The organism is Leclercia sp. TB492, from assembly GCF_049974505.2.
Classification (GTDB): domain Bacteria; phylum Pseudomonadota; class Gammaproteobacteria; order Enterobacterales; family Enterobacteriaceae; genus Enterobacter; species Enterobacter adecarboxylatus_C.
The window spans coordinates 4,053,613-4,070,784 of record NZ_CM127572.1; the positions used below are offsets into that span (position 1 = coordinate 4,053,613).

The 17,172-nt window shown below is 58.1% G+C and carries 13 protein-coding genes and 1 pseudogene; 4 read left to right on the plus strand and 10 right to left on the minus strand.

Annotated elements, in window-relative coordinates; all coding sequences use genetic code 11:
- Positions 1-2: 2 nt before the first annotated feature.
- The 4 genes and pseudogenes from bcsB to bcsO all read right to left on the minus strand — a co-directional run bounded on the left by bcsB (position 3) and on the right by bcsO (position 5,999).
- Entirely contained in the window at positions 3-2,447 is a 2,445-nt protein-coding gene (bcsB, locus tag ACP4QI_RS19170; protein ID WP_426495770.1) for a cellulose biosynthesis cyclic di-GMP-binding regulatory protein BcsB, read from the minus strand.
- Positions 2,444-4,564 (minus strand): annotated as a pseudogene (gene bcsA / locus ACP4QI_RS19175) (UDP-forming cellulose synthase catalytic subunit). Before bcsA ends, bcsB begins: the two are co-directional and overlap by 4 nt.
- Before the next feature lie 20 nt (positions 4,565-4,584).
- On the minus strand, positions 4,585-5,391 hold the full coding sequence (gene bcsQ / locus ACP4QI_RS19180; RefSeq protein ID WP_142487169.1) for a cellulose biosynthesis protein BcsQ: 807 nt from the start codon (positions 5,389-5,391) through the stop codon (positions 4,585-4,587).
- Complete coding sequence (gene bcsO / locus ACP4QI_RS19185) at positions 5,382-5,999, minus strand: cellulose biosynthesis protein BcsO (RefSeq protein WP_426495769.1); 618 nt, start codon at positions 5,997-5,999, stop codon at positions 5,382-5,384. Before bcsO ends, bcsQ begins: the two co-directional genes overlap by 10 nt.
- Before the next feature lie 530 nt (positions 6,000-6,529).
- On the opposite strand from bcsO, the gene ACP4QI_RS19190 reads away from it, so the two are divergent.
- Complete coding sequence (locus ACP4QI_RS19190) at positions 6,530-7,699, plus strand: DNA repair protein (RefSeq protein WP_426495768.1); 1,170 nt, start codon at positions 6,530-6,532, stop codon at positions 7,697-7,699.
- Here the strand turns inward: ACP4QI_RS19190 and ACP4QI_RS19195 are convergent, their stop codons facing one another.
- Positions 7,700-8,464: a siderophore-interacting protein gene (locus ACP4QI_RS19195; protein ID WP_426495767.1), complete on the minus strand. Its 765-nt coding sequence runs from the start codon at positions 8,462-8,464 to the stop codon at positions 7,700-7,702. It lies immediately after the preceding gene.
- Between the two features lie 237 nt (positions 8,465-8,701).
- Here ACP4QI_RS19195 and ACP4QI_RS19200 point away from each other — a divergent pair, with 237 nt between their 5' ends.
- Positions 8,702-9,247, plus strand: a complete 546-nt coding sequence (locus ACP4QI_RS19200; protein ID WP_142487173.1) for a PadR family transcriptional regulator — start codon at positions 8,702-8,704, stop codon at positions 9,245-9,247.
- Here ACP4QI_RS19200 and ACP4QI_RS19205 read toward each other — a convergent pair.
- Together ACP4QI_RS19205 and ACP4QI_RS19210 are read right to left on the minus strand one after the other, a co-directional pair.
- Positions 9,244-10,803, minus strand: a complete 1,560-nt coding sequence (locus tag ACP4QI_RS19205) for a methyl-accepting chemotaxis protein (protein WP_142487174.1) — start codon at positions 10,801-10,803, stop codon at positions 9,244-9,246. The genes ACP4QI_RS19200 and ACP4QI_RS19205 overlap by 4 nt on opposite strands.
- A 336-nt stretch (positions 10,804-11,139) precedes the next feature.
- Positions 11,140-12,660 carry a methyl-accepting chemotaxis protein gene (locus ACP4QI_RS19210; RefSeq protein WP_426495766.1) on the minus strand — a complete coding sequence of 507 codons (1,521 nt, stop codon included), beginning with the start codon at positions 12,658-12,660 and terminating at the stop codon, positions 11,140-11,142.
- A 428-nt stretch (positions 12,661-13,088) separates the two neighbouring features.
- On the opposite strand from ACP4QI_RS19210, the gene ygjG reads away from it, so the two are divergent.
- The gene (gene ygjG, locus ACP4QI_RS19215; protein ID WP_426495765.1) at positions 13,089-14,468 is read left to right on the plus strand and encodes a putrescine aminotransferase; all 1,380 of its coding nucleotides are present in this window, start codon (positions 13,089-13,091) and stop codon (positions 14,466-14,468) included.
- Between the two features lie 90 nt (positions 14,469-14,558).
- On the opposite strand, the gene ACP4QI_RS19220 is transcribed toward ygjG, so the two are convergent.
- A complete protein-coding gene (locus ACP4QI_RS19220; protein WP_426495808.1) occupies positions 14,559-15,140 on the minus strand; it encodes a helix-turn-helix domain-containing protein in 582 nt (193 codons plus the stop codon).
- Between the two features lie 63 nt (positions 15,141-15,203).
- Here ACP4QI_RS19220 and ACP4QI_RS19225 point away from each other — a divergent pair, with 63 nt between their 5' ends.
- A complete protein-coding gene (locus ACP4QI_RS19225; RefSeq protein WP_426495764.1) occupies positions 15,204-15,893 on the plus strand; it encodes a B3/B4 domain-containing protein in 690 nt (229 codons plus the stop codon).
- A gap of 92 nt (positions 15,894-15,985) precedes the next feature.
- Here ACP4QI_RS19225 and lsrG read toward each other — a convergent pair whose 3' ends face one another.
- Positions 15,986-16,279, minus strand: a complete 294-nt coding sequence (gene lsrG / locus ACP4QI_RS19230; RefSeq protein WP_426495763.1) for a (4S)-4-hydroxy-5-phosphonooxypentane-2,3-dione isomerase — start codon at positions 16,277-16,279, stop codon at positions 15,986-15,988.
- The gene (gene lsrF / locus ACP4QI_RS19235) at positions 16,276-17,163 is read right to left on the minus strand and encodes a 3-hydroxy-5-phosphonooxypentane-2,4-dione thiolase (RefSeq protein WP_142487183.1); all 888 of its coding nucleotides are present in this window, start codon (positions 17,161-17,163) and stop codon (positions 16,276-16,278) included. Before lsrF ends, lsrG begins: the two co-directional genes overlap by 4 nt.
- Positions 17,164-17,172: the final 9 nt, after the last annotated feature.

Sequence of the window (17,172 nt, forward strand, 5' to 3'; positions counted from 1 at the left end):
CCTTACTCACGATCTGAATCCTGTGGGTTAAGACGTTTGTGCGCGCGTTTTTTCAGTAACGAGTAGAGGCTCAGGCCAATAATCGTCGCGAACAGCAGTCCAAAAATCGCCAGCATGGCGGAGTGCTGCGTGGCATACCACACCACCATCATGTACCAGGGCATCTGGCCGCTCGGGAACTGCGGGCCAACGCGGAAGCTGCGCACGCCGTTCTCATCGGTGATGATCGCCGTATCGCCGCGGATCCCGGCATTGATGCGGGCGGAGTTGAGGTCGGTATGCAGACGGGAGAGTTGTTCGTCGTTGCTGCCGATCGCCATCACCACCAGACGTTCCGGGTTCCACTGAGAGCGGAAGCTGACAAAGCCGCGCCAGGACTCGTTCGACGAGAAGTAGCGGTCAGCATCAACCCCCGACGCGTTCCAGTCGCCCTCCAGCCAGCTCTGCACTTTTTCCAGCAGCTTAGGCTCGCGCACGCCAAAGGTGTGCTCGTTACTGACAAACGGCGACTGGGCCAGCAGGGCGCGGTTAAAGGCGGTTTGATCCAGAGAGGAGACCGCCAGCACGTCGCTTTCGCTCAGGCGCAGCAGGTTCGCCCCGCCGGACGGCAGACCAAAGATCACGCGGTTATTGTTCAGCGCGGTGCCGGTAGCGTTACCGGAACGGGCAGAGAGATCCAGCAGGGTGCCGATCTCGCTTTCGCTCGGGTTCTCCGGCAGCAACAGCACCGTCTGCGAGAAGTCCGCCAGGCGGGTGAACGGGAACGACGCACCGACGAAGTAAGAGAGATTAGGCAGCAGTGTGAAGTGGCGTGTTTTGCTCAGGTCGATGCTGGAGTCTTCGTCAATACGGCTCTTGATGTTGTTATTGAGCAGCACGCTGCATGGCGCGGCCTCTTTGGTCTCAATATTGAAATAGAGCTGCAGCTGGTTGTCACCGTAGATCAGGTACGGCTCCAGCGGCATATTAATATGCTCCTGGCGCGCATCGCCGCCGAGCTTATGCCACAGGCTTTCGAGCAGCCCCTGTTTATTGACCGGCAGGTTACGCAGGAAGGCGCCGTTGAAGGTCATCGACAGGTACGAACGCTGCTCGTCAATCCAGCTCTCGGACGGGAACCGATAGGAAATTTTCAGTGGAATGGTGTCGCCATCCCACATAAACAGGTCGGGGGCGGCACGGAATGCCAGGGACAGCGATTCGTGCCAGATGCCGGTCACCGTCAGGCTCTGATCCTTACGCATCAGCTCGCTCAGGAGCACCGGGCGATCGGTGGCGATCCAGCGCGGCGCATCATAGGGTTTGCTGAGCGGGATGTTCTGCGCCTCAACCGGCAGGCTGGTGGTTTGGGCGTGGAACTGCCCACGCGTCAGACGCCACGCGGCGCTTCTCAGCTGTTGCTCGTTATTGCCCACCACCAGCAGCAGCTTGTAGATCGGGTTAACGGGGTTATCGACCACCTGCAGCGTGGCCCCGTTCGAGGCCGGCAGCGTTAACCCACCGATAGACTCACCCGGTTTACCCAACAGGATGCCGTTTTTTTCCGGCAGCTGGTCATGTAGCGCATCAAAGGAAATACCGCGATAGTCTGCTTCGATGCCCAGCCAGGAGGCGATCAGCGCCGCCGCCCCTACCTGCTCCGGCAGGGTTTTGCCCGGAAACGCGAAGGTCAGCCGGGTGGGGGTCATCTGCATTTCATCGAGGAACGGGCGCGGGAAGTGACTCAGATCCGCACCGATATTCAGCTGCTGCGCCTCCAGATCCAGCCGGGTATTCGGCATGATGGTGACCTGGTAGCTGTCCGACAGATCGCGCTGGCACAGCAGCGCATCGCCGTCATTGATTTTGAAGCTAATGTTGTTGCGTGACACCACCATCGCCGCCGGAATATCCAGCTGATAGTTTGAGACATTGCTGTCGGCGGAGCCCAGCGGCACCGTCCCCAGCGGTTGGCCGTTGAGCATCAGCTGCAGAGTGGTGTTGCGTGCCGCCATCGCCGGGGAGACCTTCAGGTTCAGCTCCAGCTGGGCGTTGGTGATCACCTGATCTGCCGAGAGGGTAAAATCGATCCCGCCCTGCAGCTGGCCGCCGCTCAACACCACGCCGTTTGGCTGTCCCATCTGGGCAACGGTGATGCTGCTGGTGGTGCCAGGAGTGATGCCCATCGGTGCCGGCATCGCAGGCGCGGCATCCGGCGTCGGAACAGCCTCCGCCACTGGCGGGGTCTGGAAGGCTGGCAGGGTATCGGGAGCAGGCAGGGCCGCCGGAACCGCTTCGTCCGCAGCAGGCGCTGCATCAGCAGCGGGCTGCGCGGCGTCCGTTACCGGCGGCGGGAGATCCACCGGCAGCAGCGATTCGACGGTGGTCGGCTCTTCCGCCGTGACCGACTGCACCAGCACGCCGAACATCAGCATCAACTGCAGCGCTTTACGGGTCATCCCTTTCATACAGCGGTATCCTCGTTGGCTTTATTCCTGCGGCGTGCGTCCTCATGACTGCGACGACGCTTATCACGACGGTCTTTCCAGGTCAGCCAGAACAGATCGAATACGCTGCGAATAATGATCAACAACGAGCGGAACGGGTTGTCCTGCTGTTTTGGCGGGTTGATCCACGCATCGGCGCGCGCCAGTACCACCCGCACCAGTTCGCGGCGGCGATCCAGCGGGATTTCGGCAAACATCAGGCGAATATACTGCTCATCGTGCGCAATCACGCTGACCGGAATACTGATGGCCCCGGACTGCAGCTGCAGCTCAATCTCTTCGATTTCATCGGTCAGGTGACGATCGTCCACGACCGCAATACGGCAGCCGCCCATGGAGAGATCCAGGGTATGGCTACGGGAGGAGATCCCGCTGGCGTAGTGGATCACCACCGGCACGTTGGCATCGATACGGATAGTTTTACGCGTCTGGCGGGTTTCCCGCGCCACGGCAATGGCCGCCAGCAGGAAGATCAGGCTGTAGAGGCCCCAGCCGACGTTGAGAGCGATAACCATCGGGTCCACGCTGAAGTAGTCGTGGGCGACGGCGCGCACAATCCCGGCAATGACCCCTGCCGCCAGCAGGAGCGCAATGATCAGGTGCGGGCGGACAATACTGAAATCGAAGTAGCCCACATCCAGCAGGGCGCCTTTATCCGTCACGTTGAACTTGCCGCGCTTCGGGAAGATGAGGGTAATCACCGTCGGCAACACCAGATGGAAAGCCAGCACCAGGTCGTAAATCTCCCCCCAGAAGCTGTAGCGGAAACGCCCGTTGACCCGCGAGTTCACATAAATACAGAGGAACAGGTGCGGCAACATGTAGGCGAAAATCAGGCTCGCCGAGGAGTGGATAATGTTCAGGTTAAACAGCAGGTAAGCCAGCGGGGCGGTGAGGAACGCCACGCGCGGCAGAGCAAACTGGAACGACAGCATGGCGTTCAGATAGCAAAGACGCTGCTGCCATTTCAGGCCGCGGCCAAACAGGGGGTTATCGACACGCAGGATCTACGTCATGCCGCGCGCCCAGCGGGTACGCTGAATGACGTGCACCACCAGACGCTCAGTTGCCAGCCCTGCCGCCAGGGGGATATCGAGATAGGCCGACTTCCAGCCCAGACGCTGCATCTTCAGCGCGGTGTGGGCATCTTCGGTCACGGTCTCCACCGCAAAGCCGCCAATCTCCTCTAACGCGCTGCGACGGATCACCGCGCAGGAGCCGCAGAAGAAGGTGGCATTCCAGTTATCATTACCGCGCTGGATCTGCCCGTAGAACAGCTGGCCTTCATTAGGGATATCGCGGCCTGCGGAAAGGTTACGCTCGAACGGATCCGGCGAGTAGAAGTAGTGCGGGGTCTGCATCAGCGCCAGTTTAGGATCGATCAGGAAGGCCCCGACCGTCGCCTGCAGGAAGATACGCGTCGCCACGTGGTCGCAGTCAAAGACGCAGATCAGCTCGCCTTTGGTGAGCTTCATGGCATGGTTGAGGTTACCGGCTTTGGCGTGGGAGTTATCGTTACGCGTGATGTACCCTACCCCGACGTTGGCGGCAAACACCGCAAACTCGCTGCGTTTACCGTCATCCAGCAGATAGATCTTGAGCTTGTCTGCCGGGTAATCGAGACACTGCGCCGCCAGTACGGTATCGCGCACCACCTCCAGGCTTTCGTTGTATGACGGAATATAGATATCCACCGTCGGCCACTGCGCCATATCATCGGGTAGCGGCACAATCTTGCGCTGGAGAGGAAACAGGTTTTGCAGGTAACTTAAAATAATAATTACCCAGATGTAGAGCTCGGCAAGAAATAACCCGATGCCCAGTATGGTTTCTATTTCGGAATTAAAGTGCAGCGTCTGCGTGGCGCGGAACCAGATATATCGGGTGGACATTAATACCGCCACCACCATCATGATTATCGATATACGATGATGTTTACTAAAGCCCAGCAGGAATAGTACCCCGATAGTGATTAGACCGAAGATATACTGCTTCTGGCTATCCATTGGGGTGATAATAATTAATACGGCGATGGGTGCTAAGACCAATAGCAGTAGATAAAACAGCGCCTTTTTCATAGGACGTCCTGAAATTGTCGTCAGAAACTGGAGGTTCTCAGGCTGGCGTGCACGGCGCCGTCACCGACCTGGATACCCAAAATACCCGCGATACGCTTACTCACCAGCTCGATATCAAACGCAGCCGCCGAGGTGGCGCTGAAATCCAGTATCGATTGCTGTGAGGCATTGGCCTCAGGCACGCTTTCATCCCGGTTGATCACACCAAGCAGGCGGTCACCGAGGCGTTGCTGTAAGAAGGCGGTGACGTCACGACTGATATGGCGCCGGTTGTCACTCTGGTTAACCAGGAAATAGTATCCGGCCTTGTTCTCTGGCGGTTCGCCGCCGGTCAGCCGGTGATTTTCGATGTGGGGCAGCAGAGACAGTGATGCGGTGTCGGCCAGCAGGGTCACCAGATGCAGATCGGCCAGCGGAGAGATCGCCTTCAGCGCCGGGTTCGGCCCCGGAGGGAAATCGGCCAGGATGATCAGCCCCGGGTAGTTCAGCAGGGAGCTTAAGCCTCGCGCCAGGAAGTTGCTGTCGCTGGTCAAATTATGCTCAAAGATCAGGCGCTGTTCTTCCGTCACTTCGCCATAGGGCAGGACGAACATATTGCTGCCCGCCGTCAGCACCGACTGGCTCCAGTCTGCCGACTCATTGGCACGCGCAACGTAGCCGCGCCCGTCAGACAAGGGTACGCCAAAATGCAGACGCAGCGCGTTCTGTACATCGAAGTCAATGGCCAGAACTTTATTGCCGGAACGTGCCAGAGCATAAGCGAGGTTGGCCGTGACCGTGGTTTTCCCTACTCCGCCTTTTGGCGAGCAAATACACACTAACGGCATGAAGCGATTTTCTCCAGGAGCGGTTGTAACGGAAGATCTTTCACCGGATGGCTGGCACGCCCGGACGTTTTAGTCGCGAACAGTTGCTCAAAGCGCACCGGCTCCGCCGGTTTCGGCGTGTTCACTGCCGCAGCAGACACGGGTACAGATGCAGGTACCGGCGCCAGCGCGGGAGCTGAATGGAAAGCGGATGGCGCCGCCGCAACAGGCGTCTCTTTCACGGCCGCCTGGGGGGCCGCCTCAGGGCGCAGCTGATCGAACAAAGAGGGTGACGCCGGATGAAGCTGCGTCTGCGCCTCTTTATCTGCGCTGCCGCTGGTTATGCTCTGCAGGATAGACGTGGCTGAACCGGCAGGCTCCGCCACGGGCGTCTTCGTCAGGCTGGCAAAAGCAGCATCCAGTTCGCCGGGCTTAACGGCCTGCGGCACGGGCACCGCAATGCTGCCAGCCTTAGCCAGCACTGCGTCACTGTCCACACCCGCCAGCTGGTTGATAATCGCCCAGCCGCTGCTTGAGGCCTGTTTGTTTTGCGCTGACAGGTCCTTAAAGTGGATGTCACCGGTGCGCGTTTTATCCTTAAAACGCTGCAAATCATCATAATTTTTCATGGTATTACTCTTGATTCACAAGTCAGTATTTTTGTTTCCTGCATGACTTTGCCAGGGACAACAGTTTTATGGGATTACGAACATGTAAAGGGAGTGAAGGGTTAACAACTATCATCGCCCCGCCATCGCTGGCGCTAATATTTGTTTACCGAATATTCTAATGCATATTACGTAGAGCTAATACTATCTACAAGCTTATCGATAGATCACACATTTTCTCCACTTTTCCCCATTAACAACCTACAACTTAAACATAAAATGTTGTTTTATGTTACTTAATTGAAACATTTGAACAGAAAAATAGTGTAATTGCGGTTAAATACCGGAGAGTAACTATAAGCAGGATTTATGAAAAAACGCGAAAAGTCGTAGTACTGGAGGTGGAAGTCGCATAACCCTCATACCATTACCTGGCGCAAAATTAACGCATTCCCCCGTCGCGCCATTCATCAGACATGTGTATTATTCCCTGTTGTTTTCCTGACAACTATCCTTAACTCAAATACTTAAGCGCCAAAGCGAAAAGCATCATGAGCACACCGATCAAACGGCTGGAAATCATTAAAAATGCCATTGAACTGGAAGATGACGACATCATCGAGAGTCAGCTGGCACGGTTGAAAAGCGAAGCCTTTGACGAGGAGCTGCGGGCGATCGTCGTGGCGCTTGAGCAGAAAAACTACACCGGGGCGATGGCGGCCATTACCCACTGGCTGCAAAGCCAGCGTGCCGTGACAACGTGGCGCGATCCGCAGCTGGCCGCCAGCAAGCTGGAGCTGAAAGCGCTGGAAGAACGCCTGCGCGATCTGATCGACAGGCGTAACGCCCGCGTTCAGCAGCTGGATGAATTTAACGATATCTACCTCACCCGTCTCGGCCCGCTGATGAGCCAGATCCTCGCCCTGCGCAAAACCCTGGCGGAGCTTAATCTGCGCCGCCAGCAGGCGGAGGCGCGTCGCCGGGAGGCGGATTATCGCCGCTGCCAGCAGTACGTTGCTCAGGCGGTGGAGGTGCTGACCACGCTGACCCAACACTGGCGCGATCTGCCCGCCGACTCGGTGCAGGCCGCCGCGGCGCGTAAGCATCTGCAACAGCAAAGCAACCTCATCGCCAACCTGCTGGCCGAAGCCCAGGAGCTGGAAACAGGCTTAACCCGCGAAGAGGAGCCCGCCCGTCAGGCGCGGGACGAAGCCAATGACGAGTATGAAAAATACCGCGAGCAGCAGCATGAAGCGGAGATCCGCCTGCGCAAGGGCAAGGATCTGTCGGAAGAGGATCAGAATGAGCTAAAACGGCTCTGGCGCCAGGCGAGCAAGCTCTGTCACCCGGATCTGGTGGCGGACGAGCTGAAGGAAGAGGCGAACGCCATGATGGTACAGCTGAACCAGGCGAAGCAGCGTGGCGATGTAAAAGCGATCCGCTCCCTGGTAGCCCGTCTGCATCAGGGGCTGGAGCCGCTGATGGCCAGCGACAGACTGAACGACCTGACGCGTATCCGCAAAAAGATGGCCCAGGTCCGGGAGCAGATCGACACCCTGTTGAGCGAGCTGGCGGAGCTGGAAAAAGAGGAGTCCTGGCTGCTGGTCTCCTCGCTGAGCAATATGGAAGCCTACTTTGCCCAGCAGGAGAAGGCCCTGCACGAGGTGCGCGCCTCGCTCGAACATCAGGTCAGCGAAGCGCAGCTCGACGACGTGGCCTGATTATTTGGCGTGCCAGTATGCGCTGGCACGCACCAGCTTCTGATCGATGGCGTCGGTTTCAAACAGGCGGCTCAGGTTTTTCACCACCTTCCCTTCCCCGGTCAGCCAGATAAAGTAATCTTCTGCCGGCACGCTGAGCGTCGCCAGACGATCCACAACCGCCTGCTCGTTATGCCCCACCACCCAGCTGATGTTGAACTCGCTTAAGTGGGCCAGATAGTCCTGACAGGCGGCATCGGCAACGGTCACCACGGCGTGAACCTCCGGGCGCACCGGCAGCGCGCGCAGCGCCTCCAGACGGCGGCGCAGCGCGGGCATGCCCGACTCATCGCAGACGTACAGCTGCCAGGCGTAATCTTCCGGCACCACCAGCGAACCGCGCGGGCCGCCGATGGAGAGAGTGTCTCCCGGCTTCGCCTCTACCGCCCAGCTGCTTGCCACCCCACCGTCGTGGATGAAGAAATCGAGCGCCAGCTCGTGACGGGCCGCGTCATACAGCGGGGTGTAATCCCGCGCCTGCGGACGCACGCTATCACCCCAGTCCACGCCCTCGTCCGTTACCACCGGCGGCACAAAGGTCGTGCCCTTTTCCGGGAAAAAGACTTTGGAATGGTCGTCGAAGCCGAGGGAGCTGAAGCCCTCCAGCGCCTCGCCGCCTAACACGATGCGCTGAAAACCGGCGCTGACGCGCTCAACGCGGAGCACGTTCAGCTCGCGAAAGCGCAGGTCGTTACGGACACGTTGGGGGTAGCGGGATGTGGTCATAATTTGCCTTCGTGAAAGTGAAACAGATATATCGAAAATGAAAGTTAAATGATAATGATTGCTAATTAAACAGATTGCAAGAATTTTTTTGATATAGTCTGCGATCGCGTGCATTGATTCAAAAAGCAAAAATTAAACAGTTTAATTTCAATTACTTAAATTAATATCTCTTGCTGGAATTGCTACTTTTCACATTTAAGATATAAATTAGATATATCAAAAACACGGAGAAAGACGATGCGACACTCTCACGGCAGCGACAACCACGAGCACCACCACCGCGGACGGGGCGGCGAGCACCATCACGGCGGCGGCCGCCGTCAGCGTTTCTTTGGGCACGGCGAATTACGCCTGGTGATCCTCGATATCCTGACCCGCAACGCCAGCCACGGCTACGAGCTGATCAAGGCGATTGAGACCCTGACTCAGGGCAACTACACGCCCAGCCCGGGCGTGATCTATCCGACGCTCGATTTTCTGCAGGATCAGCAGTTTATCACCCTCACCGAGGAGGAGACCGGGCGTAAAAAGATTGAAATTACCCTTGCCGGACAGCAGTGGCTGGAGGAAAACCTGGAACATCTGGAGCACATTCAGGAGCGCGTCAAAGCACGCTGCGTGGGATTCCAGCTGCGTAAAAACCCGCAGATGAAGCGGGCGCTGGATAACTTCAAGGCGGTGCTGGATCTGAAGGTGAATCAGGAAGAGACCAGCGACGCGCAGATCAAACAGATTATCGGCGTGATCGACCGCGCGGCGCTGGAGATCTCCCAGCTGGATTAAGCGGTGGCTTCTGCGCGAACGCGGAACACTTTCACCAGATCTTTCAGGTTTATCGCCTGCTCGTTAAGGGATGAGGCCGCCGCGACAGACTCCTCCACCAGGGCGGAGTTCTGTTGGGTGGTGGAGTCAATCAGGCCAATCGCGCTGTTGATCTGCGAGATGCCTTCCGTCTGCTCATGGCTTGCCTGGCGGATCTCGCGCAGGATGCCATCCATCTCCTCGACGTTACCCACCATGCCGTTAATCAGCCCGCTGGCTTTTTCCACCAGCGCCATCCCGTCCTGGGTCTGGCTGGTTGAGCTCTCAATCAGCTGGCGAATTTCACTGGCCGAGGTGGCGCTCTTCTGGGCAAGCTGGCGAACTTCACCGGCCACCACCGCAAAGCCGCGGCCGTGTTCACCCGCGCGCGCCGCCTCTACCGCCGCGTTCAGCGCCAGAATATTGGTCTGGAAGGCGATAGAGTCGATCAGGTTGATGATGTCGGACATCCGGTTGGAGGTCTCGTTAATCAGGCGCATTTTGCTGGTGACCTGCTTCATCATCTCGCCGTTGCTTTTCACCACCCGAGCCGCATCCGCGGAGAGATGAGTGGCTTCACCGGTATGTGATGCGGTGTTTTTCACCGTCGCGGTGATCTGCTCCATCGACGCTGCCGTCTGTTCCACGGAGCTGGCCTGCTCTTCCGTCCGCGCGGCCAGATCCTGGTTGCCCGCCACAATCTGCGCCGCTGCGGTGGAGATATTTTCCGAGCCGAACTGTACCTGCTGCACAATCTCCAGCAGACGGTTTTTCATCTCCATCAGCGCAGAGAGCAGCTGGCCGGTTTCGTCCTTACCGTGCGACGCGATGTTCCCGGTGAGATCGCCATCGGCAATAGACTGGGCAAAATTGACCGCCTCGCCCAGCGGGCGGGTAATCGAGCGCACGATAAACCACCCCATCAGGCTGCCCACCGCCACGCTGAACAGAGTGATAAGGATCAGCAGCAGGCGGTTGGTTCTGAAGTCGCCGTCTACCTCCACGCCTGCGCGCTGCATATGTGTGTTCTGTATGGCAATCAGCTCCTGCACTTTCGCCTTATAGGCCTGCTGCAGGCTGAGGGTATTGGTCATCATCTCCTGAATCGCACCCGCCCGATCGTTGCTCTGCACCGCCTGCAGGATACGGTAGCGGGAGTCGAGATACTGCTGGCGTACCCCGCGGATATCGCTCAGCACCTGCTGGGACGCTTTATCCTGCAGGGCACTGTTCAGGTCGCCGAGGATCCCGGTGATACGTTCGCTGATCGCCTTCAGCTGCTGTTCTGACTGGGCCCTGTACGTGCCCCGATCGTCCAGCAGCATGAGCTGTTGGGTGCTAATAAATTCCTGGAAGTTGTCGATTAACTGGTTCGCTTTTACCGTGGTGGGATAATCGCTGGTGATAATGGATTGCATCCCGTTATTTGCCCGATTAAGGCTTAACAGGGATAAACTTGCACTTATTCCCATCAGGACAATAAAGAACCCAAACGCCAGAAATAATTTCGTGCCGATTTTTACGTCATGTAAGAACATATTTACTCCATCGATGTGATTATTTCTCAGACGATCAGCGTTATCGGTAACTTCATCGCTAACTTTATGACTTTGATCGCTTTTTTCTTCAATAATTCCGACAAAAGATAGGCGTTAGCTATTAATTTCGCCGCATCGATCGTTACGTAACCACGGAAACGGGGATTTTTGACAGAGCATCGGGGAAAACTGACTTAGGCAGGAATAATTAACTGAGGCGTTTTTTTTAGTTATTTAATATTACATTAACAGTAACCGATAAAAATAATCACAACTCACAAATAACAAAGCCGTTCACTCCGTCAGGAGCAAACGGCTTTCTGGAACGTTACTGACTCAATGGAGCACGGTGACGGCATCTTCCAGACGTTTCGCGCGGTGCTTCACCATTGCGGAAACCTGCGCGCTCGTTTCCACCAGCGCGGCGTTTTTCTGGGTAATGGAATCCAGTTCGGCTACCGCGCGGGTCAGCTCCGACAGCCCGGAGGCCTGCTCCGAGGTCGACTGGCTGATCTCCGCGATCAGCCGGGTGACGTTCTGCACCTTCTCCACGATATCGTCCATCGTGCGTCCGGCGGCATGCACCTGCTCGGAACCCGACATTACTTTGCTGGCGCTGGCGTCGATCAGCTTGCGGATATCGTTGGCGGCACTGGCGCTGCGGCTGGCCAGGTGGCGTACTTCCCCGGCCACCACCGCAAAGCCTTTCCCCTGCTCGCCCGCCCGGGCCGCTTCTACCGCCGCGTTCAGCGCCAGGATGTTGGTCTGGAAGGCAATGTCGTTAATCAGCTTGGTGATCGAGCCGATACGCTGGGTGCTGTCGGCAATCTCGTCCATGGTGTTGACCACGGTTTGCATCGCGTGCCCGCCCTCGGTGGCGGCGTCGCTGGCGGCGATGGAGAGCTTATCGGCATCCACCGCGGTTCGGGTGTTGTTCTGCACCGTCATCGCCAGCTGGTTCATCGTCTCCACGGTCTGTTTCACGTTTGACACCGTCTGGTGGGTGCGATCGTTGAGGTCATCATTCCCCTTCGCCAGCTGGTCGCTGCCGTCACGCACGTTCACTACCTGGCTGGAGACGTCATTGATTAGCCAGCGGCACATCAGGCCGAGTTGCCCCACCGCACGCAGGGTCAGCCCCAGCTCGTCGCTGCGGTTAAGATGCTCCACGCTGTTGCGCTCGCCGGTTGCCACCTTCAGCGCCTGACGCGCCACGTTCTCGACCGGACGCACAATCTGCTGCTCAAACAGCATTGTTCCCAGCAGCATCACCAGCGCGCTGACCCCCATTGCCGCCCAGCTCGCACCGGTGGCGAACAGGGCTCCCGCCAGCACCAGCCACAGCAGGGTCATCACGCTGCGCACCCGCCAGCGCAGCGGCATCGCCGGCAGCTTGCCGATCCAGCCTTTCGCCACCACCAGCCCCTTATGCACCCGCTTATTACAGCGCCCTTCATTCAGTGCCTTATATAAAGGTTCGACGGCGGCAATCTCTTCCGGGGTCGCTTTCACGCGGATGGACATATACCCGGTGGTCTGGCCGTTGCGCACCATCGGTACGGCGTTAGCGCGCACCCAGTAGTGATCGCCATTTTTACGCAGGTTCTTCACGATACCGCTCCAGGGTTCCCCCTGTTGCAGGGTGTACCACATGTCGGCAAAGGCGGCTTTTGGCATGTCAGGATGGCGAACGAGGTTGTGCGGCTGACCCACCAGTTCGCCCAGCGAGTACCCGCTTACCTGGACGAAGGTGTCATTGGCCTGGGTAATGTAGCTGTGCAGATCGGTGGTGGACATCAGCGTGGTGTCATCTTTCAGCGGGTATTCACACTGTGTGACAAAGTTGTGAGGCGACATAGGCATCCCTTGCAGGTTACTTGAATGTTATTTTTGTTGCGTAAGGATTTTTCGGCGTTAACGGTTTTATCTTTAGTTGTTAAACATGCTCTGGATCGCAAAACGGGACTAAACCGCATTTTTTGTACGCTTTTTTAATTCATTGAAATTAAATGGTTTCATAACGAAATTACTCCTGAAGGAGAATCCGCTCGTACTCCTGTCGATCCGAATCGCACTAAAACAGGGCGAATGCACTGCAAACGCGCATTCTGCTTTCTGAAAATGCCGTGGCGCTGCCGCCGGAATCCCGTTTCGCATGATTAAATATTGTGTAACATTATTTTAACCTGGCGTTTATCCCGATTTTTGCCCCCGCATCGGATGTGGCGCAAAGCCTGCAATACTTAATCCAGTATCATGTGATACGCCATTCCCGGGAGCACATCTTGAACAGGTTACCCTCCAGCGCGTCGGCTCTTGCCTGTACCGCGCACGCCCTGAATCTCATTGAGAAGCGAACGCTTGATCATGAGGAGATGAAACAACTTAACCGCGAGGTGATTGATTACTTCAAAGAGCATGTTAATCCTGGATTCCTGGAATACAGAAAATCGGTAACAGCAGGCGGGGATTACGGAGCCGTAGAGTGGCAGGCGGGAAGTCTTAATACGCTTGTCGACACCCAGGGACAGGAGTTTATAGATTGCCTGGGTGGATTTGGTATTTTCAACGTGGGGCACCGTAATCCAGTAGTGGTTTCCGCCGTACAAAATCAGCTTGCAAAACAACCCCTTCATAGCCAGGAACTGCTGGATCCCCTGCGGGCGATGCTGGCAAAAACGCTGGCGGCACTGACGCCAGGCAAACTGAAATACAGCTTCTTCTGTAACAGCGGCACGGAATCGGTCGAAGCGGCGATCAAACTCGCCAAAGCGTACCAGTCGCCGCGCGGGAAATTCACCTTTATTGCCACCAGCGGCGCCTTCCACGGCAAGTCGTTAGGGGCCCTCTCCGCCACGGCGAAATCCGCCTTCCGTAAGCCGTTTATGCCGCTGCTGCCGGGCTTCCGCCACGTGCCGTTCGGTGATATCAACGCCATGCGCTCCGCGCTGTCCGAATGCCGTAAAACTGGCGACGACGTAGCCGCGGTGATCCTTGAGCCTATCCAGGGCGAAGGTGGGGTGATCCTGCCGCCAGTGGGCTATCTGCCTGCGGTGCGTAAGCTGTGCGATGAGTTTGGCGCACTGCTGATCCTCGATGAAGTGCAGACCGGGATGGGGCGTACCGGCAAGATGTTCGCCTGCGAGCACGAGAACGTGCAGCCGGACATTCTGTGCCTGGCCAAAGCGCTGGGCGGCGGCGTGATGCCGATTGGGGCCACGGTCGCCACCGAAGAGGTGTTCTCGGTGCTGTTCGACAACCCGTTCCTGCATACTACGACCTTTGGCGGCAACCCGCTGGCCTGTGCCGCGGCGCTGGCAACCATCAACGTGCTGCTGGAGCAGAACCTGCCCGCCCAGGCGGAGCAGAAAGGCGACATGCTGCTGGATGGCTTCCGCCAGCTGGGACGTGAATACCCGGACCTGGTGCAGGACGCGCGCGGCAAAGGGATGCTGATGGCGATTGAGTTTGTCGATAACGAAACCGGCTACAGCTTCGCGAGTGAGATGTTCCGCCAGCGGGTGCTGGTGGCGGGAACGCTCAACAACTCGAAAACCATTCGCATTGAACCGCCGCTGACGCTGACCGTTGAGCAGTGTGAGCAGGTGCTGAAAGCGGCCCGTAAGGCGCTGGCGGCGCTGCGGGTGAGCGTGGCTGAAGCGTAAAAAGCGCCGGGCGGTGCGATGCTTGCCCGGCTTACATGATTCTGCGGAATTTTGTAGGCCGGGCAAGCGTGGCGCCCCCGGCATCTCATGTTAACGGTGAAACTCCGCCACCGTCATGGTGAACCGCAGCACGCTCTTCCCTTCATTCGCATAGCTGTGCGCCGCTTCGGTTTTCGCTACCGCCGACGCGCCAGCGTTCACCTGCGTGATGCTCTGTTCAATCTTCAGCGTTAATACCCCCGCCTCGACATGAAGCAGTTCAAAGGTGCCTGCCGGATGACCGGGCGAGCTAAAATTCTCCCCGGGCTGCATCTCCCAGCGCCAGAGTTCAATCATATCCGGGCCAGCGGTGCCTGCCAGCAATCGGGCGCTGCCGCCCTTCTCGCCCTGCCAGAGCACCGGGATCGCCGCCTCCTCAATAATGTGCACCTGCGGCTCGCTGGCGACGTTAACGATATCGGCCACCGACACGCCCAGCGCCGCCGCCAGTTTGCAGAGGATCGCAATGCTGGGGTTGGCGGCCCCTTTTTCGATCTCTACCAGCATCCCCTTGCTGACGCCGGCGCGGCGCGACAGCTCATCCAGCGACAGCCTTTTCTCTTTCCGCCAGTTGCGGATACGGTTCGCGACCGCCAGGCTTACCTGGGCCACATCTGCGCCCTGCGCAGTCATTATATTGACTTTATCGGTCACTGGTCATTACCATGGTATAAAACAGTCGATACAGGATTATTTATGTCCCTCCTCACGCCGTCAATAGATCCGCGTCTTGCCGGGATCGCGCCAGGCTTCCGCGCGCTGAGCATCGTGGTTGAAGCTGCACCCATTACCGCGCCGGAAGTGGCCGCGGCCGCGTTAGCCCAGGCCTGCCAGCAGATGTTGAACGATGATTTTCCCTGGGCCGAGGCGCATCTCGCCGCGTGGGATGAGGCATTTAAAGCCTTTGGCGCTAAACCGAAGCGTACTCCCTGCTCCGCCAGCGCCCTGCGCAAGCGGGTGCTGAAAGACGGCACGCTGCCGCCGCTCGATCCGGTGGTGGATATCTATAATGCGGTCAGCATCCGCTACGCCATTCCGGTGGGCGGGGAGAATCTCGCCGCCTACACTGGCGCACCGCGGCTGACGCTGGCCGACGGCAGTGAGCCTTTTGATACCTTTAAAGAGGGTCAACCGAGCGTGGGGCATCCCGATGTGGGCGAAGTTATCTGGCGCGACGACGTGGGAGTGACCTGCCGACGCTGGAACTGGCGGCAAGGGGTGCGTACTCGCCTCGACAGCCAGGCGCAGACCATGTGGTTTATTCTCGAAAGCCTGCCCGCCATGCCGTTAGCGGCGCTGGAAGCAGCCGGAGATGAGCTGGTCAGCAACCTGCAGCAGTTGATGCCGGGTGCCACGGCGCGGGTTCAGCTGCTGGCGCTGGCCTGAAAAACGCCGGGCGGCGCTGCGCTTGCCCGGCCTACAAAACCACCCGCACCATCCCGTAGGCCCGGTAAGGCGCAGCCGCCACCGGGCGTTTTTTACGCTGGCATCAACCCGACAAAACAGCGTTTTTTACGCGGCTCCGACATCAGGTCCTCAAGCTTCTCCACGCACGCCAGATAGTGCGGGGTCTGCTTATGCGCCAGCACCGCCTCCTCATCCCTGTAAGCCTCGTAGATAAAGAACCGGGTTTTCACCCGCGGATCCTGCAGCACGTCGAACCGCAGGTTGCCCGGCTCCTGGATCGCCCCCTCATGGTTGGCGCGAAATACCTCCAGAAACTCGTCCACCCGGTCCGGCTTAATGTTGATCTCCACTAAAGTCACGTTCATTGTGATTCTCCCTGTTTTTCCTCCTGCCAGAACTGGTACGCCTCGCGGGCGCTCATCTTCTCGTGCACCACCTTCTTCACCGCCTTCAGCATCGCCAGCGGCGCGCTGGACTGGAAGATATTGCGCCCCATATCGACACCCGACGCGCCCTGGTCGATGGCGCGGAAGCACATCTCCAGCGCCTCGTGCTCCGGCAGCTTTTTGCCCCCGGCGATAACAATGGGCACCGGGCAGCTGGCGGTCACTTTCTCGAACCCTTCTTCCACATAATAGGTTTTAACAAACTGCGCCCCCATCTCGGCGGCAATACGGCTGGCGAGCGAGAAGTAGCGCGCGTCCCGGGCCATCTCCTTACCGACCCCGGTCACCGCCAGAGTCGGCATACCGTAGCGATTGCCCGCATCCACCAGCTTGATGATGTTGTTGATCGACTGGTGCTCATACTCACTGCCGATATAGACCTGCGCCGCCACCGCGCAGACGTTGAGCCGCAGGGCATCCTCCATCGCCACCGCCACGCACTCGTTGGAAAGTTCCCCCAGCATCGAGTTACCCCCGGAGGCGCGCAGCACCACCGGTTTGTTGGTGGCGGGCGGCACCTGGCTCCTGAGAATGCCGCGGGTACACATCAGCACGTCGGTTTCGGCGAACAGCGGCGCAATGGAGAGATCGATACGCTCGAGCCCGGTGGTCGGCCCCTGAAAGTAGCCATGATCGAAGGCCAGCATCACCGTACGATTGCTGGCCGGGTTAAAGATACGCGCCAGCCGCGACTGCATCCCCCAGTCCAGCGCCCCGCAGCCCTTCAGGGTGAAGGGCACGTTCTGCTGCGGCCGGTCGATGCCAAAGTTCTTACCCTCTTTGATGTCGTCTAAATCAGCCATGTTCCCCCC

Bases quoted from the DNA above. Each gene is read 5' to 3' on its own strand.
- bcsB (WP_426495770.1), bottom strand. From the start codon at position 2,447: ATGAAAGGGATGACCCGTAAAGCGCTGCAGTTGATGCTGATGTTCGGC.
- bcsQ (WP_142487169.1), bottom strand. From the start codon at position 5,391: ATGCCGTTAGTGTGTATTTGCTCGCCAAAAGGCGGAGTAGGGAAAACC.
- bcsO (WP_426495769.1), bottom strand. From the start codon at position 5,999: ATGAAAAATTATGATGATTTGCAGCGTTTTAAGGATAAAACGCGCACC.
- ACP4QI_RS19190 (WP_426495768.1), top strand. From the start codon at position 6,530: ATGAGCACACCGATCAAACGGCTGGAAATCATTAAAAATGCCATTGAA.
- ACP4QI_RS19195 (WP_426495767.1), bottom strand. From the start codon at position 8,464: ATGACCACATCCCGCTACCCCCAACGTGTCCGTAACGACCTGCGCTTT.
- ACP4QI_RS19200 (WP_142487173.1), top strand. From the start codon at position 8,702: ATGCGACACTCTCACGGCAGCGACAACCACGAGCACCACCACCGCGGA.
- ACP4QI_RS19205 (WP_142487174.1), bottom strand. From the start codon at position 10,803: ATGTTCTTACATGACGTAAAAATCGGCACGAAATTATTTCTGGCGTTT.
- ACP4QI_RS19210 (WP_426495766.1), bottom strand. From the start codon at position 12,660: ATGTCGCCTCACAACTTTGTCACACAGTGTGAATACCCGCTGAAAGAT.
- ACP4QI_RS19220 (WP_426495808.1), bottom strand. From the start codon at position 15,140: ATGACTGCGCAGGGCGCAGATGTGGCCCAGGTAAGCCTGGCGGTCGCG.
- ACP4QI_RS19225 (WP_426495764.1), top strand. From the start codon at position 15,204: ATGTCCCTCCTCACGCCGTCAATAGATCCGCGTCTTGCCGGGATCGCG.
- lsrG (WP_426495763.1), bottom strand. From the start codon at position 16,279: ATGAACGTGACTTTAGTGGAGATCAACATTAAGCCGGACCGGGTGGAC.
- lsrF (WP_142487183.1), bottom strand. From the start codon at position 17,163: ATGGCTGATTTAGACGACATCAAAGAGGGTAAGAACTTTGGCATCGAC.